Raw genomic sequence first — 26477 nt, forward strand, 5'->3', positions numbered from 1 at the left:
ACCTCAAGCAGCTCTGGCGACTTTTTCATCGATTTGGCGCGAGAGTATGGCGGAGAACTCGTCGGCGAAGCCCTCCATGCGCCCGGCCAGCTTGCCCGCATCGGACGACAGCTTGTTGTAGGCGATGACGGCGGGAATGGCCGCCAGCAGGCCGATGGCCGTCGCCAGAAGCGCCTCCGCGATGCCGGGCGCCACCACCGCCAGGCTGGTCGATTTCGAACCGGCGATGGCCTGGAACGAGGTCATGATGCCGATCACCGTGCCGAACAGGCCGATGAAGGGTGCCGACGAGCCGATGGTGGCGAGGAAGCCGAGATTGCCCTCCAGCCGCTCCATCTCGCGCGTCAGCGCCAGGTCCATCGCCTTGTCGATGCGGGTCTGCAGCCCGAGCGGCGACTTGGCGCCCTTCTCGAAGCTCTTCTTCCACTCGCGCATAGCGGCGACGAAGATCGAGCCCATGCCGGTGGTCTTGCGGTCGGAGAGGGTGCGGTAAAGCTCCTCCAGCGACTGGCCCGACCAGAAGACCTGCTCGAAGCGGTTGAGCGCCATGCGCATGCGGCCGTAGGAGACGACCTTGTCGAAGATGATCGCCCAGGTCCAGACCGAGGCGCCGAGCAGGCCGATCATGACCAGCTTGACCACCCAGTTGGCCTGCATGAACAGGGCCCAGATCGACAGCGACGCCGCCGGTTCGGCGAGAGCGATGTTTTCCATCCAAACATTCCTTAAAACTTCACGGACCGGGGCTCCCGCCGGCCCGCGACGCTTAACCCTTCATGGTCACGCGCGCCCCAACCCCGCCGGATATGCCTGCGATGAGCGCCATTCGCGGCCTTTTCACGGCAAATGTTGGTAAAAGGAAGGCGCGCCGATTCCTTCGATTTTCGTCAATTCCTTCATGGACTGTTATGGTTAAGGATGCGTTAGGAAGATCACGTCCTCTCACGACGCCATCTCGTCCGCGCCGATCTGCGTCCCGACATCATCCCGGAAGCCGCAGCGCAGCGGAGCCATTCCGTGACATTTCAAGGCTCCGGCATGGATTCCCGACACTTTCCGCTCCCTGCGGTCGCTCCAAGGTCGAGAATGACGAGGGGTAAAACCTATCCGTCATTCCCGGTCTCCTAATGAGCGAAGCGAATGGAGAGTGTCGGAAATCCATGCCGCGGCGTTGCCGGGGCAATCGTCGGCCGACCGGAATGGATCCCGGCTCCTGCTGCGCTCGGCCGGGATGACGACAGCGGATGGGGGACGGTTCCGCCCCAACGCCGGTTATCCGTCGCGATCGTGAGGATTCGCCTGCCGCGCTTCAAATCGTCGCCGGCATGAAGGCGGCGATCCAGTCCTTGGGAAAACGGCGCGGACGGCCATTCTCGCCGATGATGGCGGCTTCGACGCGCGCTTCGACCAGGAGCTCCTCGCCCCGCTTCAACTGCTGGGCCATGGTGATGCGCGCGCCCGACACCTCCAGTGTGCGCGTCTCGACGGTCAGGATGTCGTCGATGCGGGCCGGCGCGCGGAAGTCGATTTCCATGCGCCGCACCACCCACACGATCTTCTCGCCGCGATCGCCGGCGGCAAGCTCGGTGTGGTGGACACCGACGAGACGCAGGAAATCCGAGCGGCCGCGCTCGAAGAACTCCAGATAGCGCGCATGGTAGACGACGCCCGAGAAATCGGTGTCGGCATAGTAGACCCGCGCCTTGAGCCGGTGGCCGAAGGGGGTCAACTCGCCGGAGAGCCCCGGCGGAATGTCGTCTCGCGCGCTCATTCGTCCTCGAACAGGCCGATCTGCTGCTGGGCGATGTCGCGCGGCGCCTCCAGCCCCAGATGCCGCCAGGCATTGGCGGTGAGGATGCGGCCGCGCGGCGTGCGCTGGATGAAGCCCTGCTGGATCAGATAGGGCTCGATGATGTCCTCGATGGCGTCGCGCGGCTCAGAGAGCGCGGCCGCGATGGTCTCGATGCCGACCGGCCCGCCGCCGAAGTTCGAGGCGATCATGAAAAGGTAGCGGCGGTCGAGCGCGTCGAGGCCGAGCCCGTCCACTTCGAGGCGCAGCAGCGCCTCGTCGGCGATCTTGCGGTTGACCGACTCGGCGCCCGCCACCGTGGCGAAATCACGCACCCGCCGCAGAAGCCGGCCGGCGATGCGCGGCGTGCCGCGCGCCCGGCACGCGATCTCGACGGCGCCGTCGTCGCTCATCGGCAGGCTAAGGATGCGCGCACCGCGCCGCACGATCGTCTCCAGTTCGTCGACCGTATAGAAATTGAGCCGCACCGGAATGCCGAAGCGGTCGCGCAGCGGATTGGTGAGCAGGCCGAGCCGCGTCGTCGCCGCCACCAGCGTGAAACGGGCGAGGTCGATCTTGACCGAGCGCGCCGCCGGCCCCTCGCCGATGATCAGGTCGAGCTGGAAATCCTCCATCGCCGGATAGAGGATTTCCTCCACCGCCGGGCTGAGACGATGAATCTCGTCGATGAACAGCACGTCGCGGTCTTCGAGATTGGTGAGCAGGGCGGCGAGGTCGCCCGCCTTGGCGATCACCGGGCCGGAGGTGGAGCGGAAATTGACGCCCATCTCGCGCGCCATGATCTGGGCGAGCGTGGTCTTGCCGAGCCCCGGCGGGCCGACGAACAGCACGTGGTCGAGCGCGTCGCCGCGCCCCTTGGCCGCCTCGATGAACACTTTCAGGTTGGCGCGCGCCGCCGCCTGGCCGACGAAATCGTCGAGCGTCTGCGGCCGCAGCGTCTGGTCGGCATCCTCGCCGCGCTTTTCGGACGAGATGAGGCGGGGGGCGGTGCTCATGGCGCTGTCCTGCCATGCCGCGATGTATCGGGCAAGCCGTGCCTCACCGCGCCAGCTCCTTCAGGCCGAAACGGATGAGCTTGGCCGAATCGGCGCCTTCGCCGGCCGCCTTCAGCGCGGCGGCCACCGCATTGGCGGCGATGTCGCGTGCATAGCCGAGATTGACCAGCGCCGAAACCGCGTCGGCCACCGGCGCCGGTGCGACGCCCTCGCCCAGTTCCTGCTTGAGGCCGATGGTGCCGGTCGCCTCGCCGGCATAGGCGGGCGCCTTGTTCTTCAGCTCGGTGACGATGCGCTCGGCCACCTTCTTGCCGACGCCGGGGGCCCGGCTGACCATGGCGATGTCGCGCAGCGCAATCGCATTGGCGAGATCGGCCGGTGACAGCGTCGACAGCACCGACAGCGCCACCTTGGCGCCCACGCCCTGCACACTGGTCGACAGCATGCGAAACCATTCCCGCTCCAGCGCGGTGCGGAAACCGTAGAGCCGGATCATGTCCTCGCGCACATAGGTCTCGATGAACAGCACCACCGCCTCGCCGGGCGCGGGCAGCGAGGCCAGCGTGCGCGCCGAGCAGAAGGCGACATAGCCGACGCCGTGCACATCGACGATGCAATGATCCTCGTCGATTTCGTCCACCGTACCCTTCAGCTTGCCGATCATGCCCCCTCCCCGTCCTTCCTAAGCGATCTGCTTCAGCCGGTATGCCACGCTTTGCCGGTGATGGGCATGGCAGATGGCGATGGCGAGCGCATCGGCCGCGTCGTGGGTCTCGAACACGGCCTTGGGCATCAGCACCTTGACCATCATGTGGATCTGCTTCTTGTCGCCATGGCCGACGCCGATTACCGCCTTCTTGACCGCATTGGGGGCATATTCGGCCACCGGCAGGCCGGCCAGCGCCGGCACCAGCATGGCGACGCCGCGCGCCTGGCCGAGCTTCAGCGTCGCCGTCGCATCCTTGTTGACGAAGGTCTGCTCCACCGCCGCCTCATGCGGCATGGCCCGGTGCAGCACCTGCGTCAGGCCCTCGTGCAACTGGCACAGGCGCGAGGCCAGCGTCGCCTTGTCGTCCGAGCAGACGGAGCCGGAAGCCACGAAGCGCAGCGAATTGCCGAGGCTCTCCACGATGCCCCAGCCGGTGCGCCGAAGCCCCGGGTCGATGCCGATGATCCGAATCGTTTCTGCCATGATCGTCCACTCTATTCACCGGCGGCAGACTTGCCAGCGAAATGTGAACAAACCAGAAACGCGGTGAGGGTTTATCCCCGCGCGAAGGCGGTGTTGAGCAGCGAGATCTGGTCGAACACCGGGCTGCCGCGCTCCAGCGCCTGCGGCAGGGCATCGCCATAGACTTCCTCGTCCATGCGCTTGACCAGCGACTGCAGGCGCAGCGAGCGGCGCACCAGATCGACGAACTCGACCGGCAGTTCGCTCCAGCCCTCGGCGTCCTCATGGGCGGAAACCGTGTCGAGGCGCACCTTAGCCTTTTCGGCCGCCACCTGGTCGCGCGTCATCTCGCCGGAATTGGCGGCGCGCTGGAGCAGAAGCCAGGAGGCGATCTGCATCAGCCGCGTGGTCAGCCGCATCGATTCGGCGGCATAGAGCGTCGCGGCCAGCCGGCTGAGTTTCCGCGCCTCGCTGCGTCCGCGCGAATCCAGATATTCGGCGGCCTGCTCCACGAGCCCCATGCCTTCATTGTAGAGCGGCTGGAAGGACTGCGAGAAGATACGGCGCTCGGCCAGTTTGATCGTGTTCGCGCTTTCCTGTGTAGTTCGATTCATGACGCACCCTGGTCTTGCCCGGGAGTGATTCGCCCCCACGGCATGACTGCCACCCTATACGGCTTCCGAGCCAACAAATGCGCCTCGCCGTCCCGCAAGGCAAGCCTATACTTAATGAAGGGTTAATATGAACAGGCTGCGTGCCCGAATCGGCACACAGGGCGCCGCAAGACAAAAAAAGAGCCGCGGGTAAGGCGGCTCTCAGGAGTTAACAGGGAGGCGTCAAACAAAGTGGCTCCAACCACTCGGTAAGAATCCAGATCACTGGATGCACATAGTAAACAACCGTAAAGCTTAATGAGCGCTTAACGGGGCGCATGTTTTTTGGTTCAAAGGCCCAGCGCGGCACCGGCACGCACCCCGGCAGGCCTGCCCGCCCTGTTCAACGGTTGCGCTTTGCTCTATGCCGCAATGCAACCAATTTCGCCCTGCATAGGGCCGGGCGAAACACCGGAACGGCCATGAACCCGCAAACGCCTCCAGACCGCTGCCGCCTCGTCCTCATCGTCATGCCCGGCACCGATGCCGGCCGGCTCGCCGAGGCCCTCGAGGGCGGCGACGTCGCCTCGGTGCTCCTGCCGCAGGGCCCGCTCGACGATGCCGCCTTCCAGCGAGCCGCCGAAAAGCTGGTGCCGCTGGCGCAGGCCGCCGGCGCCGCCGCCATCATCGCCGGCGACAGCCGCGTGGCCGGACGTGTCAAGGCCGACGGCATCCACATCGAGGGCAAGCGGCAGGAACTGGCCGACACCATCGAGCGCGTGCAGGAGCGCATGATGGTCGGCACCGGCGGCGTCAAGACGCGCGACGAGGCGCTGGAGCTTGGCGAGGAAGGTCCCGACTACATGTTCTTCGGGCGCTTCGGCTACGACAGCGAGCCGGCACCCCATCCGCGCAACCTCACCCTCGGCGCCTGGTGGGCGGAAATGGTGGAGATCCCCTGCATCGTCATGGGCGGCTCCGACATCGCGTCCGTGACGCCGGTGGCCGCCACCGGCGCCGAGTTCGTGGCGCTTTCCGCCGCCGTCTTCGCCGACGGCACCGATCCCCGCGCGGCGGTCGCCCGCGCCAACGCGCTGCTCGATGAGACGGCGCCGCGCTTTGGAGACTGAAGTGGCAAGGCGGCCCGGCCTGGTTCTGATCCCGATCCTGGCATCGCTGTGCATCGGCCCCGGCACCGCCGGTGCCGTCGAGACCCCGGCCGTCGCGATGGTCAAGGACGAAGCGGGCGGTGCCGTCAAGGGCGACCGGCCGCTGCCCCAGCCCGCCACCACCGACGAACCGAGGCCCCTGCCCGACCTCGACCCCGCCCGCTTCGGCAAGCAGATCGACGAGGCCTACGGCGCCTATCAGCGCGGCCTCTACAAGACGGCCTACAATCTGGCCCTGCCGCGCGCGCAGAACGGCGATCCGGCCGCGCAGACGCTGGTGGCCGAACTGCTGGCGCGCGGGCTCGGCGTGCCGCTCAACGCCGGGGAGGCGGCGAAATGGTATGCAGCGGCGGCCGAGCGCGGCGTGCCGGAAGCCCAGTTCCAGTATGCGCTGATGCTGCTCGACGGCAACTTCGTGACCAAGGACGAGAAGGAAGCCCATGCGCTGATGCAGGCGGCGGCCGAGGCCGGCAATCCGCTCGCCCAGTTCAATTTCGCGCAGCTTCTGGTCAAGGAAAACCCCGGCGACCTGTCGCGGGCGATGACCTATTACGAGCGCGCCGCCGAGGCCGGCATCGCCGACGCGCAATATGCGCTGGCGCAGGCCTACGCCAATGGCGTCGGCGGCAAGGCCAAGGACGACGCCAGGGCCCGTGAATTCCTCGAGAAGGCGGCAAGGCAGAATTTCGACACCGCCCAGCTCGACCTCGCGCAATGGCTGGTCGAGGGCCGCGGCGGCCCGCGCGACTATCAGAAGGGCTTCGGCTGGATGCAGATGGCGGCGCGCGGCGGCAATGTCGCGGCCCAGAACCGGCTGGCCAAGCTCTATGTCGCCGCTCTCGGCACCGACCCGGACCCGATCCTCGCCGCCGCCTGGTACATCGTCGCGCGCCGCGCCGGCCTCATCGACCGCGAGATGGAAGACTATCTCGAAGGCCTCACCGACGAGCAGATGCAGGACGCGGTGCAGAGGGCAAACCGCCTGCCGTAACGCCTCGGCACCTTGACAAGCCGGGTGGCCCGGCGGGCTGCGGCGGCCTTTCTCTTGCTTCGGCGCGCGATTTGTGGTCTTGGAAACGCCGACCGCACGCCCCTTTGCCGGCGCCCATTCCACAGATCCGGAGACCTTACCGACATGGCCCGCTCCGCCATAATCAACGTCATGGTCCAGGCTGCCATGAAGGCCGGCCGCTCGCTCTCGCGCGATTTCGGCGAGGTGCAGAACCTGCAGGTCTCGCTCAAGGGGCCGGGCGACTATGTCAGCCAGGCCGACCGCAAGGCCGAGGACATCATCTTCGCCGAACTGGCGAAGGCCCGCCCCGGCTACGGCTTCCTGATGGAAGAGCGCGGCGCCGTTTCCGGCGACGACGACCAGCACCGCTGGATCGTCGATCCGCTCGACGGCACCACCAACTTTCTCCACGGCATCCCGATCTTCTCCATTTCCATCGCGCTGGAGCGTCAGGGCCAACTCGTCGCCGCCGTCGTCTACAACCCGGCCATGGACGAGCTCTACACCGCCGAGCGCGGCGGCGGCGCCTTCATGAACGACCGCCGGCTGCGCGTGGCCGCCCGCACCAAGCTGTCCGACGCGGTGATCGGCTGCGGCGTGCCGCATCTGGGCCGTGGCCATCACGGCAATTTCCTCGTCGAGCTGCGCAACGTCATGGGCGAGGTGGCGGGCATACGCCGCATGGGCTCCGCCGCGCTCGACCTTGCCTATGTCGCCGCCGGACGCATGGACGGCTACTGGGAAACCAACCTGTCGGCATGGGACATCGCCGCCGGCGTGCTGCTGGTGCGCGAGGCCGGCGGCTTCGCGTCCGAACCGAATGGCGGCCAGGACATGCTCGAAAGCGGCAATGTGGTCGCCGGCAACGAGGTCATCCACCGCGCCCTGGTCAAGACGCTGTCGAAACCCGTCTCGTCACGCTGACGCCATCAGGCGTGGCGCCCTTCGTGGCGGGCTGAACAGCCGCCGCATCGGCCCGTCCGCCGGCGCCGTTGCCAGCGCGACCAGCAGCGAAAGCACGGCCAGCACCGGCAGAAGCAGCCCCGGCGGAATCAGCGACGGCGCGCCGGAGGCGACGAAGGCCATCACCACCAGCCCGTGCAGCAGGTAGACCGCCAGCGAGCGCTCGCCCAGCCAGCCGAGCAGCGCCGAACCGCGCGGCACGATGGCGGCGAACCCCACCGCCGCCGCCGCGCCGAGCAGCATCAGGCTCAGCCGCGCCAGTGCCGGATAATTGCTGTCGGCCGCGCCGCTCGTATAGTCGCGGCTGCCGGTCAGCGCCGCCGGGTTGAGCCCGAGCCTCCACCACGCCAGCACCATGCCCACCGCCGCGCAGAACATCAGCGCGAACCGCAGCGGGTGGTGCCGCGCCATGACCACGAGCTGCGCGCCATACAGATGGCCGAACACGAAGAAGGGCAGGAAATAGAGCGTGCGCGACACGCTCAGCGTATAGCCGATGCCGTCGTCGTAACCGGCCGCCACCGAGATCAGGACCGCCACGCCAAGCCCGGCCGGCGAGGCGAACAGCGGCAGAAGCAGCCGCCAGAAGATCATGCTGGCGATGAACCACAACAGCCAGTAGGGCGTGAACAGCGAATACTCGTACCAGCCCGTCAGCCTGCTCATGCCGATATAGACGAACTGGAAGACGACCAGCGGCAGAACCAGCGTCCACACGATCTTCCGGTAGTCGCGCCCGTCCAGCGCGTCGCGGGCGAAGACACCGGACAAAAGGACGAAGAGCGGCATGTGGAAACTGTAGATGCCGACATAAATGGATTGGAGGATTTGCGAATCGGAAGAAGGCTGCTCGATCAGGTGTCCGAAGACGACCAGCAATATACCTGCGCCCCTAAGGGCATCCAGATGAGAATTCCGGGCATTTTTTACTGCAGTCATAGGCAATAGCACGCATTTCCGTCTTGTCTCTCGAAAGCCCCTCACGCCATCACCGATTCGGATACCCACAATAACTTGGAGCAGGGCGATACTGTGGCAAGGGCCGTCTTCATCGAAAGATCGCCCGCAAGCGGCTTCCAATTTTGCCGGAATTCCGATTAGAGTTGCCGCGGACACGCGGCGGAATCGGAATGGAAGGCGCATGGCCCTGCTCAGATCGTTCGGCATTGGCGGCAGCTCGGATGTGCTGAGCTACGACCCGCACAAACTCTCCAGCCCACAGGTCTTCCTGCTCACCATGGTCATCTTCCTGGCCATAGTGGGCTTCATCGCCATCATCCTCACCCGCCAGATCCAGGCGGCCTTCGCCAGCAATCCCGGCCTCAACGGCCTGATCCTCGGCGTGCTCATCGTCGGCATATTGCTGGCCTTCGCACAGGTCGGCCGCCTGTTCCGCGAGGTGCGCTGGGTGAATTCCTTCCGCGCCGGCGTCGAGGCCACCGATCCGGTGCTGCTGGCGCCGATGAAGGCCATGCTCGGCCGGTCGGCCTCGATCGCCGTGTCCACCAGCTCGATGCGCACCATGCTCGATTCCATCGCCACGCGCCTCGACGAAACCCGCGACACCTCGCGCTATCTCGTCGGCCTGCTGGTCTTCCTCGGCCTGCTCGGCACTTTCTGGGGCCTGTTGCAGACCATCGGCTCGATCGGCGACACCATCCAGTCGCTCGATCCCGGCACCGGCGATTCGGCTTCGGTGCTGGAATCGCTGAAGCAGGGGCTGGCCGCGCCGCTGTCGGGCATGGGCACGGCCTTTTCCTCCTCGCTGTTCGGCCTTGCCGGCTCGCTGATCCTCGGCTTCCTCGACCTCCAGGCCGGCCGCGCCCAGAACCGCTTCTACACCGAACTGGAGAACTGGCTGTCGTCGGTGACCGACCTGTCCTCCGATCTCGTCGGCCCGGAGAATGCGCGCGGCGCCGGCACCACCGACGAGTTGCGCGCCCTGTCGGATCGCCTGCGCTCGCTGCAGGAGAACGGCGGCTCCAATCCGCGCGTGGCGGCCGCCATGGCCAATCTCGCCGACGGCATTGCCGGCCTCGTCAAGAACATGCGTTCCGAACAGCAGATCATGCGCGACTGGGTCGAGGCGCAGTCCGACGAGCAGCGCGCCATGCGCGAGACGCTGGAGAAGATCGCCTCCGCGCTCAACGGCCAGAACGGGGTGAAATAAGGTGGCTCTCGCGCGCGGACGCCGCAGCTATCGCCACATCGACTACTGGCCGGGTTTCGTCGATGCGCTGTCGACGCTGCTGCTTGCCATCATGTTCCTGTTGTCGGTGTTCGTGCTGGCGCAGTTCCTGCTCAGCCGCGAGATTTCCGGCAAGGACGAGGCGCTCAACCGGCTGAACGCGCAGATCAACGAGTTGACCCAGCTTCTGGCGCTGGAGAAGACCAACACCCAGGACGCGCAGGACGCGCTCGCCAATCTCCAGGCCTCGCTCTCCGCCGCCGAGGCGGAAAAGAGCCGGCTGGAGCAATTGCTGGCGGCGGGCGCCGGCGCCGGGAGCGCCGCCACCGCCCGCGCCGACAGGCTGGAGGGCGAACTGGACAGCGAGCGCCAGATCAGCCAGCGCGCGCTGTCGCAGGTCGAGCTGCTCAACCAGCAGATCTCCGCCCTGCGCCGCCAGATCGCCGCGCTCGAACAGGCGCTCGACGCCTCCGAGGCGCGCGACCGCGAATCCAACACCAAGATCGCCGACCTCGGGCGACGGCTGAACGTGGCGCTCGCCCAGCGCGTGCAGGAACTGAACCGCTACCGCTCGGACTTCTTCGGGCGCCTGCGCGAAATCCTCGCCGATCGCGAGAACATCCGCATCGTCGGCGACCGTTTCGTGTTCCAGTCGGAAGTGCTGTTCCCCACCGGCTCCGACCAGATCAACGCCGCCGGCCAGGGTGAGATGAAGAAGCTCGCCGACGCCGTCATCGAATTGCAGAAGGAAATCCCGCCCGAGATCAGCTGGGTGCTGCGCGTCGACGGCCACACCGACGACCAGCCGCTGTCCGGCACCGGCCGCTTCAAGGACAACTGGGAATTGTCGGCCGCGCGCGCCATGTCGGTGGTCAAGTTCCTCATCGCCAACGGCGTGCCGGCCAACCGGCTGGTGGCAGCCGGCTTCGGCGAGTTCCAGCCGCTGGACGAGGCCGGCACGCAGGAAGCCCGCGACCGCAACCGCCGCATCGAGCTGAAGCTGACCGAACGCTAGGCTGAATCGACATTCATCGCATCCAGATCATTGTGGCAGCGAGATGGATGAATGAGAGGAAGTGCTTGGCGAGGCGATCGTATCTGGTTGCGAAGCGTCGGAAGTGCTTGAGCTTGTTGAAGCAGCGTTCGATTCGATTGCGCGCCCTGTAAACTGCCCTGTCATAAGGGATTGGCGTCTTTCGGGTCGGATTGCAGGGAATGACGGCTTCGGCTCCCATCTGGCTAATGAGTGCCCTTAACCAATTGGCGTCATAGGCCCTGTCGGCCAGCACGGCCTTTGCATCGAAGCCTTCGAGCAAGGCGGTGGCAGCCGTGACGTCGCCGGCCTGACCGGGCGTAAGGATGAAGCGGAGCGGCCTGCCGAGCGTATCGGCCAGCATGTGGACCTTGGTGGTCAATCCTCCTCGGGAACGCCCCAGAGCCTGGTTCCGGTCCCCCCTTTTCCTGTCGCCGCCTGTTGGTGAGCGCGCACCAGGGTGGTGTCGAGCATCAGGTATTTGTTGTCGCGATCCTTGATCAGCGAGGCGAAGACCTTCTCCCAGACCCCGGCCTTGGCCCATCGACTGAACCGTTTGTGCAGCGTCTTGTATTTGCCATAGCGCTCGGGCAGGTCGCGCCAATGCGCGCCGGAGCGCAAAACCCACAAAACACCGTTCACGAACAAGCGGTTGTCCGTACCCGTCCGGCCGGGATCACCAGCCTTGCCCGGCAGAAGAGGCGCGATCCGCGCCCACTGCGTCTCGCTCAACTCATAGCGTTTGATGCCCATCTCAAGCTCCGTCCCAAAGCACGGAACCCTATGAATCAGACATCGATCCAAAACGGAAGCCTGAATGTCGATTGGTCCTAGAGCATTTTGCGGCCAGACGGAATCGTCTGGCGTTGCACAAATGCGGCTGGAAAACCAAGCTGGAGCAGTGGGCTGCGTTCGTCAGAACCCCCCCTGCTCTAGCAGCAATTCCAGGAAAAGTGGAAACCGGTTTTCCGTCCGGAATTGCGTCACTCCTAGCGCTCCGTTTAGGGCGGCAAATGTGGCCGGCAAGAGCGGCCGGAATTATCTTTTTTTAATTTTCATTCGCCGGCGCCCGGACCTAGCTTGCCTCACGGATCGGGAACCGCCGGCGGCCTTGCAGCGCCGCGACGCGACGGAACCGGACGGTCCGTTCGGGAGGCACGACCTCCCAGTCACAAGGAGACGCTCCGATGCGCTCTTTCTCCTGTCCCACCCTCGCCCTTGCCGCAGCCCTCGCCGCCGCCCCGCTGGCCGGCGCCTTCGCCTCCGCCGATGACGCGGCCCCGATGGCGCTGCCCCATCCGGCCACCGTCTCGCATGAGAAGGTGATCCTCGACCAGTTGGGCAGCGTCGGCGACGGCATCTCGGCTGACCTGCGCGACCGGTCGATCACCCCGGCCGAGGCACGGACGCTGAGGGCCGACGCGCGCGACATCCGCAAGGAGACCACGGCCGTGGCGGCCGCCGATCATGGCCGGATTCCCGCCGGCCAGTATGACCAGCTGCTCCAGCGGGTCGAGCACCTGTCCGGCAAGGTGACCACATTCACCTACTGATCCGCCGGCCGGTGGATCTTGCGGGGTGCGGGGCACTTTGCCCCCGCCCCGCCAGGCATTGCGAACCGGTCAGTTGCCGCCGGCGTTTTCTTCCCCGTCCTCGCCCCGCATATGCAGGATGCGGTCGATCAGGCCCCATTCCACCGCTTCCTCCACGGTCATGAAATGATCGCGGTCGAGCGCGCGTTCGGCCTCTTCGTAGGTGCGCCCGCAATGCTCGGCATAGAGCCGCGTCATGCGGCGCTTGGTGCGCTGGATCGCTTCGGCATGGATGAAGATGTCCGACGCCTGCCCCTGGAAGCCGCCCGAGGGCTGGTGGACGAGCAGGCTCGCATTGGGCAGGGCGGCGCGGTGGCCGGGCTCGCCCGCCATCAGCAGGAACGAGCCCATGGAATGGGCCGTGCCCATGCACAGCGTGTGCACCGGCGCCCTTATGTAGCGCATGGTGTCGTACATCGCGAAGCCGCTGGTCACCACGCCGCCCGGCGAGTTGATGTAGAGATGGATCGGCTTCTTCGGGTTCTCGGATTCCAGGAACAGCATCTGCGCGCAGACCAGTGCGGAAACCGTGTCGTTCACCTCGCCATTGACGAAGATGATCCTTTCGCGCAGCAGCCGCGAATAGATGTCGAACGACCGCTCCCCGCGGCTCGACTGTTCCACGACCATGGGGACGAGTTGCATCGTTTCGCGCATCGGCGAACTCCAATGTTCAGGGTTTCAGAAAAGGTTGAAAGCCGTCAGGCCGCGCGCATGAGGGGCGGGCCGTTGCCGTTCGCCGCCCTTGCCGCATGGTCCCGCCGCGCATCCGTCAGCCGGTGGATGATGCGCAGGCTGGTTCCGCCCCCGCCATTGGCGGCGATGCGGAACGTGACCAGGCTCTCGAGGAAAGGCGGCGTGCTTTCGCGCATCCGGTAGCGGACCTCCTCGCCCGGCGTCACGGACTCGGCCTGCGGGTCGGCCAGGTTCTCGCCGGGCAGCCAGTTCTGGCGGAACTCCGGCATGCTGATCGCCCGCCAGACCTTCTGCGGCGGTGCATCGAGTTGGTATTCGAGTTCGATGCCGGTGTCCTGATCTGCGGTGGTTGCGTCGCTCATTGGTCCATATCCTTCAGCAGGTCCCTGAGGGCGTCGATGCGCGCCGGCCAGTAGTTGCGGTATTTCGCCATCCAGCGCGCCATCAGCGCCAGCCCCTCGGGGTCGACCTCATAGTTGACGAAGCGCCCCTGCCGCTCCTCGCGCACCAGCCGGGCGTTGCGCAGCACGCCAAGATGCTGCGACATCGCCGGCTGGCTGATCTCCATGCCCTCGCGCAGGGCGCTGGCGTTCATGCCGCCGGCCGCCAGCTTCTCGAAGATCGCGCGGCGGGTCGGATCGGCCAGCGCCCGGAATATCTCGTTCTCGTTCATGCCAATCACATAAGCACACACTTATGTGATTGGCAACACCCTTCGTCGAGCCTCTTGCCAGTTGCTGCGCATTCCTGTCCCCTGCACGGCACACAGAATCAGGCCAATCAGGATTGTCCGATGTCCTTCCAGAAGCTCGACGACCTTTGCCGCCGGCTCGAAGCGCTCGAACATGCGCTCGCCATACTGGGCGCCGACGAGGCCACCCACATGGCGGTGGGCGGCGGCGACAAGCGTGCCGAGGCCATGGCGATGCTTTCGGGCATGTACCACCGGCAGGCGACGGCGCCCGAGATCGCCGACTGGATCGACGCTGCCGGGAAAGAGGCACTCAGCGAGGAGCAGGCGGCGGCGCTGCGCGAGTTCAGGCGCCACCACACCAACCTCACCTGCCTGCCGGCCGAGTTCGTCGAGCGCCAGACGGCGGCGCGCCTGCGCTGCGAGCAATTGTGGCGCGACCTGCGCGCCAAGGGTGACTGGACGAGCTTCCAACCGGCGCTGGAAGGGGTGGTCGCGTTGGTGCGCGAGGAAGCCGCCATGCGCGCCGAAGCGCTTGGCCTTTCCCCTTACGATGCGCTGATGGAGCAATACGACCCCGGCAACCGCGCCGCCGACATCACCCCGGTCTTTGCCGAACTGAAGACGTTCTTGAAGGATTTCGTGCCGCAGGCGCTCGACATGCAGGCCGAACGCCGGGCAAAGCGCCCCCTGAAGCCGCTGTCCGGCACCTATCCGGTCGACAGGCAGCGGGGGCTGGGCCTCGCCATGATGGAGGCGGTCGGCTTCGACCTGACGCGCGGCAGCCTGTCGGTGTCGCACCATCCGTTCTGCGGCGGCGTGCCGAGCGACGTGCGCATCACCACGCGCTACCGCACCACCGAGTTCCTGTCGGCGCTGATGGGCATATTGCACGAGACCGGCCATGCCCTCTACGAGCAGAACCTGCCGCAGGACTGGTCGCACTGGCCGCTCGGCAAAGCGCGCGGCATGGCCATCCATGAAAGCCAGAGCCTGTTCGTGGAAAAGCAGATCGGCCGCAACCCCGCCTTCTGGCGCTGGGCCCTGCCGGTGGTGGACAGGCATCTCGGCGAAAACTGGTCGCTGGACGACATCCTGCCCCATGTCCATCAGGTCGAGCGCGGGCTGATCCGCGTCGATGCCGACGAGGTGACCTACCCGCTGCACGTCATCCTGCGCTACGAGTTGGAGCAGGACCTCGTTGCCGGCAGGCTGGAGGTGGCCGACCTGCCGGAGGCGTGGGACGCCGGCATGCGCGACTGCCTCGGCCTTTCGACCATCGACAACCCGGCCGACGGCCCGATGCAGGACGTGCACTGGCCGGGCGGCGCCTTCGGCTATTTCCCCTCCTATACGCTGGGCGCCATGATGGCGGCGCAGCAATGGGCGGCGCTGGTCCGCGACCATCCCGACACCGACGAGGCCATCGCCAGGGGCGATTTCTCCGCCGTCAACGACTGGCGCCGCACCCGCATCTGGTCGCAGGGCTCGCGCTGGTCGACGCCGGAACTGATGGAGCGCGCCACCGGCGAAAAGCTCGACGCGCGCCACTTCATCGCCCATCTGCAAAAACGCTACGGCAGCTAGGACAACTCGCCATGGACCTCACCAATCAGGACATCGAAGACCTCGTCGCCTTCCGCCGCGAACTGCACCGCTTCCCGGAAATCTCCAACGAGGAGAAGGAGACGGCGAAGCGGGTCGTTTCCTTTCTGGCCGATACCGGGGCGGACGAGGTGCTGACCGGGCTGGGCGGCCATGGCGCGGCCTTCGTCTACGACAGCGGCCAGCCTGGCCAGACCCTGCTGTTCCGCGCCGAGCTGGATGCGCTGCCCATCGCCGAGATTTCGGACATTCCGCACCGTTCGGCTGTCGAGGGCAAGGGCCACATGTGCGGCCATGACGGCCATATGGCGATCATCGCCGCACTCGGCCGCCTGTTCGGGCGGCAGCGACCGGCAAAGGGCCGCGTCGTGCTGATGTTCCAGCCGGCCGAGGAAACCGGAGACGGCGCGGCCGGTGTGGTCGCCGACCCGCGCTACGCGGCGATCCGCCCGGATTTCGCCTTCTCGCTGCACAACCTGCCCGGCACCCCGCTCGGCCATGTCCGGCTGCGCGAAGGCGTCGTCAACTGCGCCTCGCGCGGCATGCGCATCACGCTGGAAGGCAGGACCGCCCATTCCTCGATGCCGGAAAGCGGGATTTCCCCGATGACGGCGGTGAGCCGGCTGATGCCGCGGCTGGCCGCATTGGGCGGCAACTCGTTCACCAGCGACGAGTTCGCCATGGCAACCGTCACCCATGTACGCATGGGCGAGCCGGTGTTCGGCGTCGCCCCCGGCCAGGCGGAGATCCGCGCGACCTTGCGCACGCGGCTCGATGCCCGCATGGCCGATCTATGTGCCGCAGCCGAAGCGTTGGTGCGCGAGGAGGCCGAGGCCCACGGTCTTCAATGCGGCTTCGACTATCACGAGATCTTCGTCGCCAGCCTGAACGAGCCTGAAGCGGTCGCGCATCTGGCGGCGGCGCTCGATGCCGAGGGCGTGCCCCATGACGGGGCCGAGCTGCCGATGCGCGCCTCGGAGGATTTCGGCATTTTCGGCCATAGCTCGAAATCGGCGATGTTCTATCTCGGTTCGGGCACCGACCGGCCGAACCTGCACAATCCCGACTACGACTTCCCCGACGACCTGATCGCCATCGGGGCGCGTATCTTCATGCGCACCGCGCGCAACCTTCTGGGGTGAACGGGCCTCGCTATTCGGCCGCGCCTTCCAGCGCGCCCGCCCCGGCGTCGAACTGGAGGCGAGCGAGCTCGGCATAGAGGCCGCCTTTGGCGACGAGGGAACGGTGCGTGCCCTCCTCGACGATACGGCCGTCGTCCATGACCAGGATGCGGTCGGCTTCCAGGACCGTCGCCAGCCGATGGGCGATGACAAGCGTGGTGCGCGCCCGCATCAGGCCGGCCAGCGCCTCCTGCACCAGCGTCTCGCTGGTGGCGTCGAGCGCCGAGGTCGCCTCGTCGAGCAGCAGGATCGGCGCGTCGCGCAGAATGGCGCGGGCGATGGCGATGCGCTGGCGCTGGCCGCCCGACAGCGTCACCCCGCGCTCGCCCACTTCGGTGTCGTAGCCGCGCCCCAGCCTGAGGATGAATTCCTCGGCCTGCGCCGCCCGCGCCGCCGCCTCGATCTCGGCGTCGGAAGCGCCGGGGCGGCCGAAGGCGATGTTGTCGCGCACGCTGGCGGCGAAGATGGTCACGTCCTGCGGCACGATGGCCATGCGGGCGCGCAGCGCCTGCGGGTCGGCCTCGCGCAGATCGACCCCGTCCACGCCGATGGCGCCGCCGTCGACGTCGTAGAAGCGCTGGAGCAGCGAGAACACGGTGGTCTTGCCGGCCCCCGACGGGCCGACGATCGCCACCGTCTCGCCGGGCCGGATGGTGAAGCTGAGCTCATGCAGCGCCGAGCGGTCGGGGCTTGCCGGATAGGCGAAGGAAACCCGGTCGAAGGCGATCTCGCCGCGCGCCGGCACCGGCATCGGCTTCGGATCGAGCGGCGCCTTGATGCCGGGCTCCTCCGCCAGAAGCTCGGTCAGCCGTTCGGCCGCGCCCGCCGCCTGCGAAAGCTCGCCCCACACTTCCGACAGCGCGCCGAGCGCGCCGGCGGCGAACACCGAATAGAGCAGGAACTGGCCGAGCGTGCCGGGCGACATCGCCCCCGTCAGCACGTCGCGCGAGCCGAACCACAGCACCGCCACCACCGAGGCGAAGATGATGAAGATCGCCACGAAGGTGAGCAGGGCACGCGCCAGGACGGACGCCCGCGCGGCCTGGAAGGCCGCCTCGACCGCCGCCCGGAAGCGGGACGTGACCAGCGCCTCGTTGGTGAAGGCCTGCAGCGTGCGCACCGCGCCGATCTGCTCGCCGGCATAGGCGTTGGCGGCGGCCAGCATGTCCTGTGCGGCGCGCGAGCGGCCGCGCACCGAACGCCCGAAGGCGACCAGCGGCACCACGATCAGCGGAATGGCGGCGATGACGAGGCCCGAGAGCTTGGGGCTGGTCACCACCATCATGGTCAGCGCCCCGAGGCCGAGGATGAGGTTGCGCAGCGCCACCGAGGCGGTGGCGCCGACGGCGGACTTGATCTGCGTGGTATCGGCGGCGAGGCGCGAGACGATCTCGCCCGACTGCACCCGGTCGAAGAAGGACGGCGACAGCGTCGTCAGATGCGTGAATACGTCGCGGCGCAGGTCCGACACCACCCGCTCGCCCAGCGTGATGACGAAATAGTAGCGCCCCGCCGAGGCCAGCGCCAGAAGCGCGGCCATGCCCAGGAACATGGCGAAATAGTTGGAAACGAAGGTCGTGTCGGCACTGGTGAAGCCGTGGTCGATCATGCGCCGCACGGCCAGCGGCAGCGCCAGCGTCGTCACCGCCGCCAGCACCAGCGACAGCAGCGCGCCCATCACCAGCCCCCGATAGGAGCCGATATAGGGGAAAAGCCGCCTCAGCGGTTTGAGCGAACGCCTGCGCGCGTCCGCGCTCTCCGTTTGCGCCATGATTGCGGGGTCCCTCTTGCCCGTTGGCCGCTGCCATTATGCGTCGGCGCGACCTTGTGATTCAATTCCGGTTGATGTATAGGCACGCCGACCGTTTTAGAGGCCGCGGCTTTTTTGAATAGCTGCGGCTTCGAGTTTTAAAAAGGGGCGCATCGCCGCAGGGCCGCCGTCCCCGCCAGCCAGGACGAGAGCGATGAAGGCAGATATCCATCCCGATTACCACACCATCAAGGTCGTGATGACCGACGGCACCGAGTACATGACCCGTTCGACCTGGGGCAAGGAAGGCGACACGATGAACCTCGACATCGACCCGACCACGCACCCGGCCTGGACCGGCGGCCAGCAGACCCTGCTCGACCGCGGCGGCCGCCTGTCGAAGTTCAAGAACAAGTTCGCCAATCTCGGCATCTAAGCCGCAGCGCTGGTTCGAAACGAAAAACCCGCCCTCGAGGCGGGTTTTTTGTTGGCCCTGCCGGGACCTTTTCCTCGCAAGCGGGGAGAAGGATGCCGTCCGCAACGCTGGTACCGCCCTCTCCCCGCAGGCGGGGAGAGGGTGCGGGGAGAGGGTAAGGGTGAGGGTGAGGGGCCGTTTCCGGAAAAACTCGAAAGGTTCTATGGGGTCGGATCAGCCCTGCGGCTTGCGGTCGGAGTGGCCGAGGTCGCGTTCCGGGTCGATCACGTCCCGCACGAGCTGCTTGAGGCGGGCGGCGTCGGGGAAACCGCCGTCGCGCTTGCGCTCCCAGATCAGCTCGCCCTGGCAGGTGATGGTGAAGACGCCGCCCGTGCCGGGCACCAGCGCCACTTCGCCGAGTTCGGGACCGAAGGTGGACAACAGCTCCTGCGCCATCCAGCCCGCACGCAGCAGCCATTGGCACTGCGTGCAGTAGGTGATGACGATGCGGGGCTTGCCCTGTTCGCTCATGCGGCGCTGAGCTTGGCCAGCGTTTCTTCGTCGACCTCGAAATTGGCGTAGACGTTCTGCACGTCGTCATCGTCCTCGAGGACGGCGACGAGCTTCATCAGCGACTGGGCGCGGTCCTCGTCCACCGGAACGGTGTTCTGCGGCCGCCAGATCGCCTTGACGGAATTGGCCTCGCCAAGCGCGGCCTCGAGCGCCTTGGAGACGTCGCCCATATCCTCGAAGGCGCAATAGATGGTGTGGTTGTCCTCGTCGGATTCCACGTCCTCGGCACCGGCCTCGATTGCCGCTTCCATGATGGCGTCGGCGCTGCCGGCGGAAGCCGGATAGATAATCTCGCCGATGCGGTCCCACATGAACGACACCGAGCCCGTCTCGCCCAGCGACCCGCCGGCCTTGGTGAAGGCGGCGCGCACATTGGAGGCGGCGCGGTTGCGGTTGTCGGTCAGCGCTTCCACGATCACCGCCACGCCGCCGGGACCGTAGCCCTCGTAGCGCACTTCCTCGTAATTCTCGCTGTCGCCGCCCGACGCCTTGTTGATGGCGCGCTGGATGTTGTCCTTGGGCATGGACTCGGCCTTGGCGTTCTGGATCGCAAGGCGCAGGCGCGGGTTCATCGCCGGGTCGGGCATGCCCTGCTTGGCAGCGACGGTGATCTCGCGCGCCAGCTTGGAAAACATTTTCGAGCGCATCGCGTCCTGGCGGCCCTTGCGATGCATGATGTTCTTGAACTGTGAATGGCCGGCCATGGGACTCCTGTGGTGCTTGGCGGCATCCGGATCGCGGCGGGCCTGAACGCCCGGGACCGGACCTGATTGTCTGATGAAGCATCGGATGGTCCGCAAGCCGGATTCCGCCCTGGGGAACCGATGCCGGAATGGCAGGCTTATAGAGAAAACAGGGCAATTCGTCCAGCCGGAGCGCCCGCCCCGGTCGCGAAAACGTGACTGGAAGCCCACCGGCAGGCGGTCATAGTTGGCGCCTGCCGCCATGGAGACGACAATGCCGGTCCTGCGCCAGTTGCTCGCCTGCCTCGGACTGTTCTGGCTCGCGACCCCCACCTTGGCCCAGCAGGGCGCGCCATCGCGCTGCCTGGCCATCGCCCAGGCCTTGCCCATGGCCACCTATGCCGGCTTCACCCCGGCCCAGGCCGAAAGCGAGGGCGAGGTGCGCATCACCTATGCCGGCCACTCGACCTATGTCATCGAAACGCCGGGCGGCGTGCGCATCGCCACCGACTACAGCGGTGCCTATGGCTCCGACCCGTTGCCCGACGTGGTCACCATGAACAAGGCGCACCGTACCCACTACACCGAGATGCCGGAACCGGGCATCGCCCATGTGCTGCGCGGCTGGAACCCGCAGGGCGGGCCGGCCCGCCACGCGCTCGGCGTCGGCGACGTCTATATCCGCAACGTGCCCACCGACATCCGCACCTGGGGCGGCGACCTGGAGCGCGACGGCAACTCCATCTTCATCTTCGAGGTCGCCGGCCTGTGCATCGGCCATCTCGGCCACCTCCATATCCGGCTGGCCGACGCCCATTACGGCGCCATCGGTCGCCTCGACGTGGTGATGGCGCCGATCGACGGCGGCATGACGCTCTCCCTCGACGCCATGAGCGAGATCGCCGAGCGGCTGAGTTCCTCCATCATCCTGCCCATGCACCGGCATTCCACACCGATCGGCGCCTTCACCGGCCGCATGGGGCCGGGTTTCGCCGTCGATTTCCGCGACAGCTCCTCGCTGACCGTCTCGCTGCGCACCCTGCCGCGGCAGCGCACCATCATCGTGCTGAAGGGCGTCTGAGGCCAGGCCTAACCGTCGAGGTCGCCCTTGAGGCGGTCGAGGATGCTCAGCGCATGGCCGGCATATTCGCTGATCCAGCGGTCGTGAATGCGCTTGATCGGCAAGGCGTCGAGATGGTTCCAGCGCTCGCGCCCCTCGCGCCGCGCCACCACCAGCCCGGCCTCCTCCAGCACCTTCAGGTGCTGCATCACCGTGCAGCGGTCCATGTCGTCGAACGCCTCGCACAGCGCGCCGGTGGTCTTCGCCCCGTCTTTCAGCGCATCCAGCATCAGCCGCCGGCGCGGATGGGCCAAGGCCTTGAAAACACGGTCGTCCTGAGCTTCGGTTGACATGTTATGTTTTTATAACATATTATTCCTGCCTTCAAGGGAAGGAGTTGTGGATATGTCCATCGGATTTCGCGTTTCAGGGCGCATCGGCAAGCCGGTCGCCGAGGTGTTCGACGCCGTCGTCAATCCGGCCAAGCTGTCCGGCTATTTCACCACGCTCGGCGGCGCCAGCGCGCCGCTGGTGGCCGGCACCACGGTGACGTGGTGGAAGACCGTTCCGGTCGAGGTCGACGAGGTGGTGCCCAACGAGCGCATCGTGCTGCACTGGGACGCCGAGGCCACCGACGGCCAGCCGGCCTACAAGACCCGCATCGAGATGGGCTTCGAGCCTCTGGAGGACGGCGGCACCTTCGTCACCATCGCCGAATCCGGCTGGCGCGAGGACGAGCAGGGGCGCAAGGCCTCCTACGGCAATTGCGAGGGCTGGTCGCAGATGCTGTCCTGCATGAAGGCCTATGTCGAATACGGCATCAACCTGCGCGAAGGCTTTTACCCGAGCGAGATGCGCGGCGAGCTGCCGACTTCCGACAGCAAGTAGACGCGGCGGCGGGCGGCCCGCTCAGTGCGGGCCGGCGCCGCCCGGCTTGTGCGCCTTGCGCCGCCGCGCCAGCATGTTGAGGCCCTCGACCATGGCCGAGAAGCCCATGGCGGCGTAGATGTAGCCCTTGGGCACATGGTAGCCCATGCCGTCGGCGATCAGCGTCATGCCGATCATCAGCAGGAAGCCCAGCGCCAGCATGACGATGGTCGGGTTCTTCTCGATGAAGGCCGACAGCGGGTTGACGGCCAGCAGCATGACCGTGACCGCGACGATCACGGCGATGTACATGATGGCGATCTCGTCGGTCATGCCGACGGCGGTGATGATGGAGTCGATCGAGAAGACGAGGTCGAGCAGCAGGATCTGGAAGATCGCGCCGACCAGCGAGACCTGCAGCGTCTGGCCGATCATCTCGCTCTTGTCGGCGCCCGGATCGACCGAGTGATGGATTTCCTTGGTCGCCTTCCACACCAGGAACAGGCCGCCGGCGATGAGGATCATGTCGCGCCACGAAAAGCCATGGTCGAACAGGGTGAACACCGGATTGGTCAGCCTGACGATGAAGGAGATGGTGGCCAGCAGCAGAAGCCGCATGATGAGCGCGGCGCCGATGCCCAGCCTGCGCGCCATCACCCGGTGCTCGGGCGGCAGCTTGTTGGTCAGGATGGAGATGAAGATCAGATTGTCGATGCCGAGGACGATCTCCAGCACCACCAATGTCAAAAGGGCGACCCATGCGGTCGGGTTGCTCAACCAGTCGAAATGGGGGGCGATCACGTCCAGCATTCGGGCGGCTGTCTCCAACGGAAGGGTCGCAAGAAGTTAGTGGCGACCCTGCCGCCCTTCAATGTCGCGGCGAAATTTTTTTGCTCGGCCGGGTTTTCCGCCCCGGAGGTCTGTCGCCTTCAGAGCCAGAACGAGGGAACCGCCTCTTCCAGTCGCGGCCCCCGCCGGAACGGCCCGATCCGCTCGGCAAGCCCCGTGCGGTCGGAAATGTCGACGCCCACACCGCACAGCGTGGCCGGGCCGCTGGCCGCCTCGAAGCGCCCCTTCGGCACCTTGGAGAGGAAGCGGTTGAGCGGCTCCTCCTTGTCCATGCCGAGCGAGGAATCATAGTCGCCGCACATGCCGGCATCGGATAGATAGGCGGTGCCGCCATTGAGTATCTGGTGGTCGGCGGTCGGCTGGTGGGTGTGGGTGCCGACCACCAGCGAGGCGCGCCCGTCGACGAAATGGGCGAAGCACATCTTCTCGCTTGTCGCCTCGGCGTGGAAGTCGATCACCACCGCATCCGCCTGCTCGCCGAGCGGACAGGTCGCCAGCTCCTGCTCGCCGGCCTGGAACGGATCGTCGAGCTCGGGATGCATGAACACCCGGCCCATGATGTTGGCGACCATGACGCGCGCCCCGTTGCGGGCCGTGTAGAGGCCAGAGCCCTTGCCGGGCGTGCCCTTGGGGAAGTTGGCGGGCCGCAGGAAGCGGTCCTCGCGCGGCGCGAAATTCAGCGCGTCGCGCTGGTCCCAGACATGGTTGCCGGTGGTCACCACATCGGCGCCGGCCTCGATGGTGGCGTGGAAGATTTCCTCGGTGATGCCGAAGCCGCCGGCCGCGTTCTCGCCATTGACGATGACGAAGTCGAGCCGGAAATCCGAGATGAGGCCGGGAAGCTGTTGCCACACCGCCGTGCGGCCGGACTTGCCGACCATGTCGCCGAGAAAAAGAAGTCGCATGGCAGGGCTTCTAGAGCATTTTTCCGCCGAGTGGAATTCCCGCCGTTCACATGGAGACGGTGTCGAGATTGTCGGCCTTGCGGAACCGGTGCAGGCCGTTTTCGGTCAGAACCTCGTCGAGGGCGATGTCGTGGCCCTCATCCGGCACCCTCGCCACCTTCTGGCATTCGAAGGCGGTGCCGATCAGGCGCGGCTTCAAGCCTCTGGCATGCAGCCGCGCCACGGCACGGTCATAGTGGCCGGCGCCATAGCCCAGCCGGTGGCCGCGCGCATCGAAGGCCGCCAGCGGCAGAAGGATGATCTGCGGATCGAGCACCGCGGCCTCCGGGCCCGGCCCGACCGTGCCGAAGCCGGTCTGGACCAGCTCGGCGCGGCGCTCCAGTTCGCGAAAGACGATGGTTTCCCGGTCGAGAACCGCCGGCACGCACAGCCGCGCCCCCTTTTCGCGCAGGGCGAACATCAGCGGCCTCAGGTCGATCTCCGAACGGATCGGCAGGAAGCCCGAGACGATGGTGCCGGGCGTGAAGTGGATGGCGGGCGCACCGATCTCGGCGACGCGCAGCGACATCTCGATGCGCAAGGTGGGATCGAGCGCATCGCGCCGCGCCAGGGCCTCGAGGCGAACGGAATTCTTGTGTTCTTTGGCGGACATCATGCACGGACCATGCGGGAGAAAGGGATGCGGCGGGATTTCGACTGCGACATTCGATGCCGGAAAGCAGGAAGCCGAAAGAACACGGGAACGCAACGGGGCCATGAGCCAGGCGACGATCCACGCAACCGGTGGAGAAGTCGATCCCGGGAACCTACAAAGTAGGTGGGCGCCATATGTCCGGGCCCACGGGCCCGGCCAGGGACAGCTCCCTTCGAGATCGATAAGGCCCCGGGGATATGTCTCTCCTGCCGGGAAGCGCAGACCGTCATGCGCAATATAGGGCCAACTGCGGCGCGTTGCCAGCGCCGCCATGCAGGCCGGCAACTTTTCCTGTCACACCCTCCCGATAGCCGCTTGTCTTGGCATACGGCCGCGGAACGGCTACATCCCGGCAAAACAGGCTGGCGGCAAAACAGGCTGGAAAGGACGACTATGCGCTTCGAAGGCACCTCGGCCTATGTCGCCGACAAGGATCTGATGGTCGCGGTCAACGCCGCCATCGCGCTGGAACGCCCGCTGCTGGTCAAGGGCGAGCCCGGCACAGGCAAGACCGAGCTGGCCAGGCAGGTGGCGGCGGCCCTCGACCTCGAGCTGATCGAGTGGAACGTGAAGTCCACCACCAGGGCCCAGCAAGGGCTCTACGAATATGACGCGGTGTCGCGCCTGCGCGACAGCCAGCTCGGCGACGACCGCTTCAACGACATCAGGAACTACATCCGCCGCGGCAAGCTGTGGGAGGCATTCGCCTCTGAAAAGAAGGTCGTGCTGCTCATCGACGAGATCGACAAGGCCGACATCGAGTTCCCCAACGACCTGTTGCAGGAACTCGACCGCATGGAGTTCTTCGTCTACGAGACCGGCGAGACGATCCGCGCCGTGCAGCGGCCGATCGTCATCATCACCTCCAACAACGAGAAGGAGCTGCCCGACGCCTTCCTGCGCCGCTGCTTTTTCCATTATATCCGCTTCCCCGACATCGACACGCTGGCCCGCATCGTCGACGTACACTATCCGGGCATCAGGAAGCGGCTGGTCGAGGCCGCACTTGCGCAGTTCTTCGAGATCCGCGAGGTGCCGGGCCTGAAGAAGAAGCCGTCGACCTCCGAGGCGCTGGACTGGATCAGGCTGCTGGTGGCCGACGATGTCGCGCCGGAGGATCTGCGCGGTGAAGCGAAGAACGCCCTGCCCCGCCTGCACGGCGCGCTTTTGAAGAACGAGCAGGACGTGCACCTGTTCGAGCGCCTCGCCTTCATGGCAAGGCGCAACGCCTGACGGAGTTTACGCCGCCAGCGGCCGGCTCCAGCGCAGCACCATCAGCCGGTAGGGGATGAGCGCGAAGATGGCGATGGCCAGCTTCACCGTGAAGTCGCCCGCCGCCCAGGACACCCAGCGCACCACGTCGGTGGAGAAAGCGCCCATCAGCGGGGCCTGTTCCAGCGCGAAGGGCTCGTTGGGCCCGAGGAAGGCGAAGACCGGCGCGAAGGCGACCGAGAAGAACACCAGCGTGTCGAGCACCGAGCCGGCCAGCGTGCCGAAGATCGGCGCGCGCCACCAGCTCTGCCGGCGCAGCCGGTTGAACACGGCGACGTCGAGGAGCTGCGCGGTGAGGAAGGCGGCGCCGGAAGCGCAGGCGATGCGCACCAGCCGCGCGGCCGCCGTGTCGAATTCGATCAGGCCGAGCTTGTAGAGCAGCGGCGGGCTGACGATGGAGCAGGCGACCGCCGCCATGAAGCCGATGAAGACGATGCGCCGCGCCACGACAGGGCCGTAGCGGCGGTTGGCAAGGTCGGTGACCAGGAAGGCGAAGGGATAGGTGAAGGCGCCCCAGGTCAGCACGTCGGCCAGCGACAGGCCAGCCAGCTCGACATCGAGGGGAAACTGCACAAGCACGTTCGACGCCACGACGACAAGCGCCATGGCGGCCACGAAAGGCAGGTAGCGAAGCAGGAAATTCATTTTTTTAACCTGGGTGATGGAACCAGTGCGGCGCCGGCCATCAGGCGGCGGCGCGCAAGATCAGG

General features: G+C 66.5%; 31 protein-coding genes and 1 other RNA gene. 12 read left to right on the forward strand and 20 right to left on the reverse strand.

The window, feature by feature from the left end:
- Nucleotides 1-3 precede the first annotated feature (3 nt).
- The 6 genes from tolQ to rcdA all read right to left on the reverse strand — a co-directional run bounded on the left by tolQ (nucleotide 4) and on the right by rcdA (nucleotide 4590).
- Nucleotides 4-714, reverse strand: coding sequence for a protein TolQ (gene tolQ, locus ACVCNR_RS08820; protein ID WP_354199762.1), 711 nt, complete (start codon nucleotides 712-714; stop codon nucleotides 4-6).
- 595 nt (nucleotides 715-1309) lie between these two features.
- Nucleotides 1310-1771, reverse strand: coding sequence for a tol-pal system-associated acyl-CoA thioesterase (gene ybgC, locus ACVCNR_RS08825; RefSeq protein WP_354199763.1), 462 nt, complete (start codon nucleotides 1769-1771; stop codon nucleotides 1310-1312).
- The gene (gene ruvB / locus ACVCNR_RS08830) at nucleotides 1768-2805 is read right to left on the reverse strand and encodes a Holliday junction branch migration DNA helicase RuvB (RefSeq protein ID WP_447074446.1); all 1038 of its coding nucleotides are present in this window, start codon (nucleotides 2803-2805) and stop codon (nucleotides 1768-1770) included. Before ruvB ends, ybgC begins: the two co-directional genes overlap by 4 nt.
- Nucleotides 2806-2848: 43 nt before the next feature.
- The gene (gene ruvA, locus ACVCNR_RS08835) at nucleotides 2849-3469 is read right to left on the reverse strand and encodes a Holliday junction branch migration protein RuvA (RefSeq protein ID WP_354199765.1); all 621 of its coding nucleotides are present in this window, start codon (nucleotides 3467-3469) and stop codon (nucleotides 2849-2851) included.
- A gap of 18 nt (nucleotides 3470-3487) precedes the next feature.
- The gene (gene ruvC / locus ACVCNR_RS08840; RefSeq protein ID WP_447074447.1) at nucleotides 3488-3997 is read right to left on the reverse strand and encodes a crossover junction endodeoxyribonuclease RuvC; all 510 of its coding nucleotides are present in this window, start codon (nucleotides 3995-3997) and stop codon (nucleotides 3488-3490) included.
- A gap of 71 nt (nucleotides 3998-4068) precedes the next feature.
- Entirely contained in the window at nucleotides 4069-4590 is a 522-nt protein-coding gene (rcdA, locus tag ACVCNR_RS08845; protein WP_354199767.1) for a protease adaptor protein RcdA, read from the reverse strand.
- Nucleotides 4591-5051: 461 nt separating this feature from the next.
- On the opposite strand from rcdA, the gene ACVCNR_RS08850 reads away from it, so the two are divergent.
- From ACVCNR_RS08850 to ACVCNR_RS08860, 3 genes are all read left to right on the forward strand, one after another.
- The gene (locus ACVCNR_RS08850; RefSeq protein ID WP_447074449.1) at nucleotides 5052-5699 is read left to right on the forward strand and encodes a thiamine phosphate synthase; all 648 of its coding nucleotides are present in this window, start codon (nucleotides 5052-5054) and stop codon (nucleotides 5697-5699) included.
- Nucleotides 5671-6729, forward strand: coding sequence for a tetratricopeptide repeat protein (locus ACVCNR_RS08855; protein WP_447074451.1), 1059 nt, complete (start codon nucleotides 5671-5673; stop codon nucleotides 6727-6729). The genes ACVCNR_RS08850 and ACVCNR_RS08855 overlap by 29 nt, the downstream gene beginning before the upstream one ends.
- 144 nt (nucleotides 6730-6873) lie before the next feature.
- Nucleotides 6874-7674 carry an inositol monophosphatase family protein gene (locus ACVCNR_RS08860; RefSeq protein ID WP_354199770.1) on the forward strand — a complete coding sequence of 267 codons (801 nt, stop codon included), beginning with the start codon at nucleotides 6874-6876 and terminating at the stop codon, nucleotides 7672-7674.
- Here the strand turns inward: ACVCNR_RS08860 and ACVCNR_RS08865 are convergent.
- Entirely contained in the window at nucleotides 7666-8880 is a 1215-nt protein-coding gene (locus ACVCNR_RS08865) for an acyltransferase family protein (protein WP_447074453.1), read from the reverse strand. The genes ACVCNR_RS08860 and ACVCNR_RS08865 overlap by 9 nt on opposite strands.
- Between ACVCNR_RS08865 and ACVCNR_RS08870 the strand changes: the two genes are divergently transcribed.
- Both ACVCNR_RS08870 and ACVCNR_RS08875 read left to right on the forward strand, forming a co-directional pair.
- Complete coding sequence (locus tag ACVCNR_RS08870; protein WP_354199772.1) at nucleotides 8855-9883, forward strand: MotA/TolQ/ExbB proton channel family protein; 1029 nt, start codon at nucleotides 8855-8857, stop codon at nucleotides 9881-9883. The two genes, ACVCNR_RS08865 and ACVCNR_RS08870, sit on opposite strands and share 26 nt — an antisense overlap.
- Before the next feature lies 1 nt (nucleotide 9884).
- Entirely contained in the window at nucleotides 9885-10916 is a 1032-nt protein-coding gene (locus ACVCNR_RS08875; protein WP_354199773.1) for a peptidoglycan -binding protein, read from the forward strand.
- Nucleotides 10917-10929: 13 nt separating this feature from the next.
- Here ACVCNR_RS08875 and ACVCNR_RS08880 read toward each other — a convergent pair.
- Nucleotides 10930-11681 (reverse strand): IS5 family transposase gene (locus ACVCNR_RS08880; RefSeq protein ID WP_447075666.1). Its coding sequence is split into 2 segments (ribosomal slippage): nucleotides 10930-11348 and nucleotides 11348-11681, totalling 753 coding nucleotides; the frame shifts between segments, so codons are not numbered across the junction.
- 440 nt (nucleotides 11682-12121) lie between these two features.
- Between ACVCNR_RS08880 and ACVCNR_RS08885 the strand changes: the two genes are divergently transcribed.
- Entirely contained in the window at nucleotides 12122-12487 is a 366-nt protein-coding gene (locus ACVCNR_RS08885) for a hypothetical protein (RefSeq protein WP_447074455.1), read from the forward strand.
- A 69-nt stretch (nucleotides 12488-12556) separates the two neighbouring features.
- On the opposite strand, the gene ACVCNR_RS08890 is transcribed toward ACVCNR_RS08885, so the two are convergent.
- From ACVCNR_RS08890 to ACVCNR_RS08900, 3 genes are read right to left on the reverse strand one after another with little or no spacing between them, the layout of a single operon-like run.
- Nucleotides 12557-13183 (reverse strand): ATP-dependent Clp protease proteolytic subunit, encoded by a 627-nt coding sequence (locus ACVCNR_RS08890; RefSeq protein WP_447074457.1) that lies wholly within the window; start codon nucleotides 13181-13183, stop codon nucleotides 12557-12559.
- 44 nt (nucleotides 13184-13227) lie between these two features.
- Nucleotides 13228-13584, reverse strand: coding sequence for an SRPBCC family protein (locus ACVCNR_RS08895; RefSeq protein WP_447074459.1), 357 nt, complete (start codon nucleotides 13582-13584; stop codon nucleotides 13228-13230).
- A complete protein-coding gene (locus tag ACVCNR_RS08900) occupies nucleotides 13581-13895 on the reverse strand; it encodes an ArsR/SmtB family transcription factor (RefSeq protein WP_354193536.1) in 315 nt (104 codons plus the stop codon). The genes ACVCNR_RS08895 and ACVCNR_RS08900 overlap by 4 nt, the downstream gene beginning before the upstream one ends.
- Nucleotides 13896-14015: 120 nt before the next feature.
- Between ACVCNR_RS08900 and ACVCNR_RS08905 the strand changes: the two genes are divergently transcribed.
- A complete protein-coding gene (locus ACVCNR_RS08905) occupies nucleotides 14016-15500 on the forward strand; it encodes a carboxypeptidase M32 (RefSeq protein ID WP_447074461.1) in 1485 nt (494 codons plus the stop codon).
- Nucleotides 15501-15511: 11 nt separating this feature from the next.
- Nucleotides 15512-16660: an amidohydrolase gene (locus ACVCNR_RS08910; RefSeq protein ID WP_447074463.1), complete on the forward strand. Its 1149-nt coding sequence runs from the start codon at nucleotides 15512-15514 to the stop codon at nucleotides 16658-16660.
- Between the two features lie 10 nt (nucleotides 16661-16670).
- Here ACVCNR_RS08910 and ACVCNR_RS08915 read toward each other — a convergent pair whose 3' ends face one another.
- Nucleotides 16671-18470 carry an ABC transporter transmembrane domain-containing protein gene (locus tag ACVCNR_RS08915; protein WP_447074465.1) on the reverse strand — a complete coding sequence of 600 codons (1800 nt, stop codon included), beginning with the start codon at nucleotides 18468-18470 and terminating at the stop codon, nucleotides 16671-16673.
- A gap of 193 nt (nucleotides 18471-18663) precedes the next feature.
- Here ACVCNR_RS08915 and rpmE point away from each other — a divergent pair, with 193 nt between their 5' ends.
- A complete protein-coding gene (rpmE, locus tag ACVCNR_RS08920; RefSeq protein WP_354193529.1) occupies nucleotides 18664-18885 on the forward strand; it encodes a 50S ribosomal protein L31 in 222 nt (73 codons plus the stop codon).
- A 213-nt stretch (nucleotides 18886-19098) separates the two neighbouring features.
- Here rpmE and ACVCNR_RS08925 read toward each other — a convergent pair whose 3' ends face one another.
- Both ACVCNR_RS08925 and ACVCNR_RS08930 read right to left on the reverse strand, forming a co-directional pair.
- Complete coding sequence (locus tag ACVCNR_RS08925; protein ID WP_354193528.1) at nucleotides 19099-19395, reverse strand: Rdx family protein; 297 nt, start codon at nucleotides 19393-19395, stop codon at nucleotides 19099-19101.
- Nucleotides 19392-20141 carry a YebC/PmpR family DNA-binding transcriptional regulator gene (locus ACVCNR_RS08930; RefSeq protein WP_447074467.1) on the reverse strand — a complete coding sequence of 250 codons (750 nt, stop codon included), beginning with the start codon at nucleotides 20139-20141 and terminating at the stop codon, nucleotides 19392-19394. Before ACVCNR_RS08930 ends, ACVCNR_RS08925 begins: the two co-directional genes overlap by 4 nt.
- 253 nt (nucleotides 20142-20394) lie before the next feature.
- On the opposite strand from ACVCNR_RS08930, the gene ACVCNR_RS08935 reads away from it, so the two are divergent.
- The gene (locus ACVCNR_RS08935; protein ID WP_447074469.1) at nucleotides 20395-21201 is read left to right on the forward strand and encodes an MBL fold metallo-hydrolase; all 807 of its coding nucleotides are present in this window, start codon (nucleotides 20395-20397) and stop codon (nucleotides 21199-21201) included.
- 8 nt (nucleotides 21202-21209) lie between these two features.
- On the opposite strand, the gene ACVCNR_RS08940 is transcribed toward ACVCNR_RS08935, so the two are convergent.
- The gene (locus tag ACVCNR_RS08940) at nucleotides 21210-21533 is read right to left on the reverse strand and encodes an ArsR/SmtB family transcription factor (RefSeq protein WP_354193524.1); all 324 of its coding nucleotides are present in this window, start codon (nucleotides 21531-21533) and stop codon (nucleotides 21210-21212) included.
- A 52-nt stretch (nucleotides 21534-21585) separates the two neighbouring features.
- Between ACVCNR_RS08940 and ACVCNR_RS08945 the strand changes: the two genes are divergently transcribed.
- Nucleotides 21586-22068, forward strand: a complete 483-nt coding sequence (locus ACVCNR_RS08945; protein ID WP_447074471.1) for an SRPBCC domain-containing protein — start codon at nucleotides 21586-21588, stop codon at nucleotides 22066-22068.
- A 21-nt stretch (nucleotides 22069-22089) separates the two neighbouring features.
- Here the strand turns inward: ACVCNR_RS08945 and ACVCNR_RS08950 are convergent, their stop codons facing one another.
- The 4 genes from ACVCNR_RS08950 to ssrS form a co-directional block, all read right to left on the reverse strand.
- A complete protein-coding gene (locus ACVCNR_RS08950) occupies nucleotides 22090-22857 on the reverse strand; it encodes a TerC family protein (RefSeq protein ID WP_354193520.1) in 768 nt (255 codons plus the stop codon).
- A gap of 119 nt (nucleotides 22858-22976) precedes the next feature.
- The gene (locus tag ACVCNR_RS08955) at nucleotides 22977-23801 is read right to left on the reverse strand and encodes a TIGR00282 family metallophosphoesterase (protein ID WP_447074473.1); all 825 of its coding nucleotides are present in this window, start codon (nucleotides 23799-23801) and stop codon (nucleotides 22977-22979) included.
- Nucleotides 23802-23847: 46 nt separating this feature from the next.
- Nucleotides 23848-24456, reverse strand: coding sequence for a 5-formyltetrahydrofolate cyclo-ligase (locus ACVCNR_RS08960; protein ID WP_447074474.1), 609 nt, complete (start codon nucleotides 24454-24456; stop codon nucleotides 23848-23850).
- A 110-nt stretch (nucleotides 24457-24566) separates the two neighbouring features.
- A non-coding RNA gene (gene ssrS / locus ACVCNR_RS08965) (6S RNA) lies at nucleotides 24567-24723 on the reverse strand.
- Between the two features lie 165 nt (nucleotides 24724-24888).
- Between ssrS and ACVCNR_RS08970 the strand changes: the two genes are divergently transcribed.
- Nucleotides 24889-25728, forward strand: coding sequence for an AAA family ATPase (locus ACVCNR_RS08970; protein ID WP_354193516.1), 840 nt, complete (start codon nucleotides 24889-24891; stop codon nucleotides 25726-25728).
- Between the two features lie 6 nt (nucleotides 25729-25734).
- On the opposite strand, the gene ACVCNR_RS08975 is transcribed toward ACVCNR_RS08970, so the two are convergent.
- Nucleotides 25735-26412 (reverse strand): queuosine precursor transporter, encoded by a 678-nt coding sequence (locus ACVCNR_RS08975; protein WP_447074476.1) that lies wholly within the window; start codon nucleotides 26410-26412, stop codon nucleotides 25735-25737.
- Nucleotides 26413-26477: the final 65 nt, after the last annotated feature.

The sequence above is a fragment of the Aquamicrobium terrae genome, assembly GCF_052978165.1.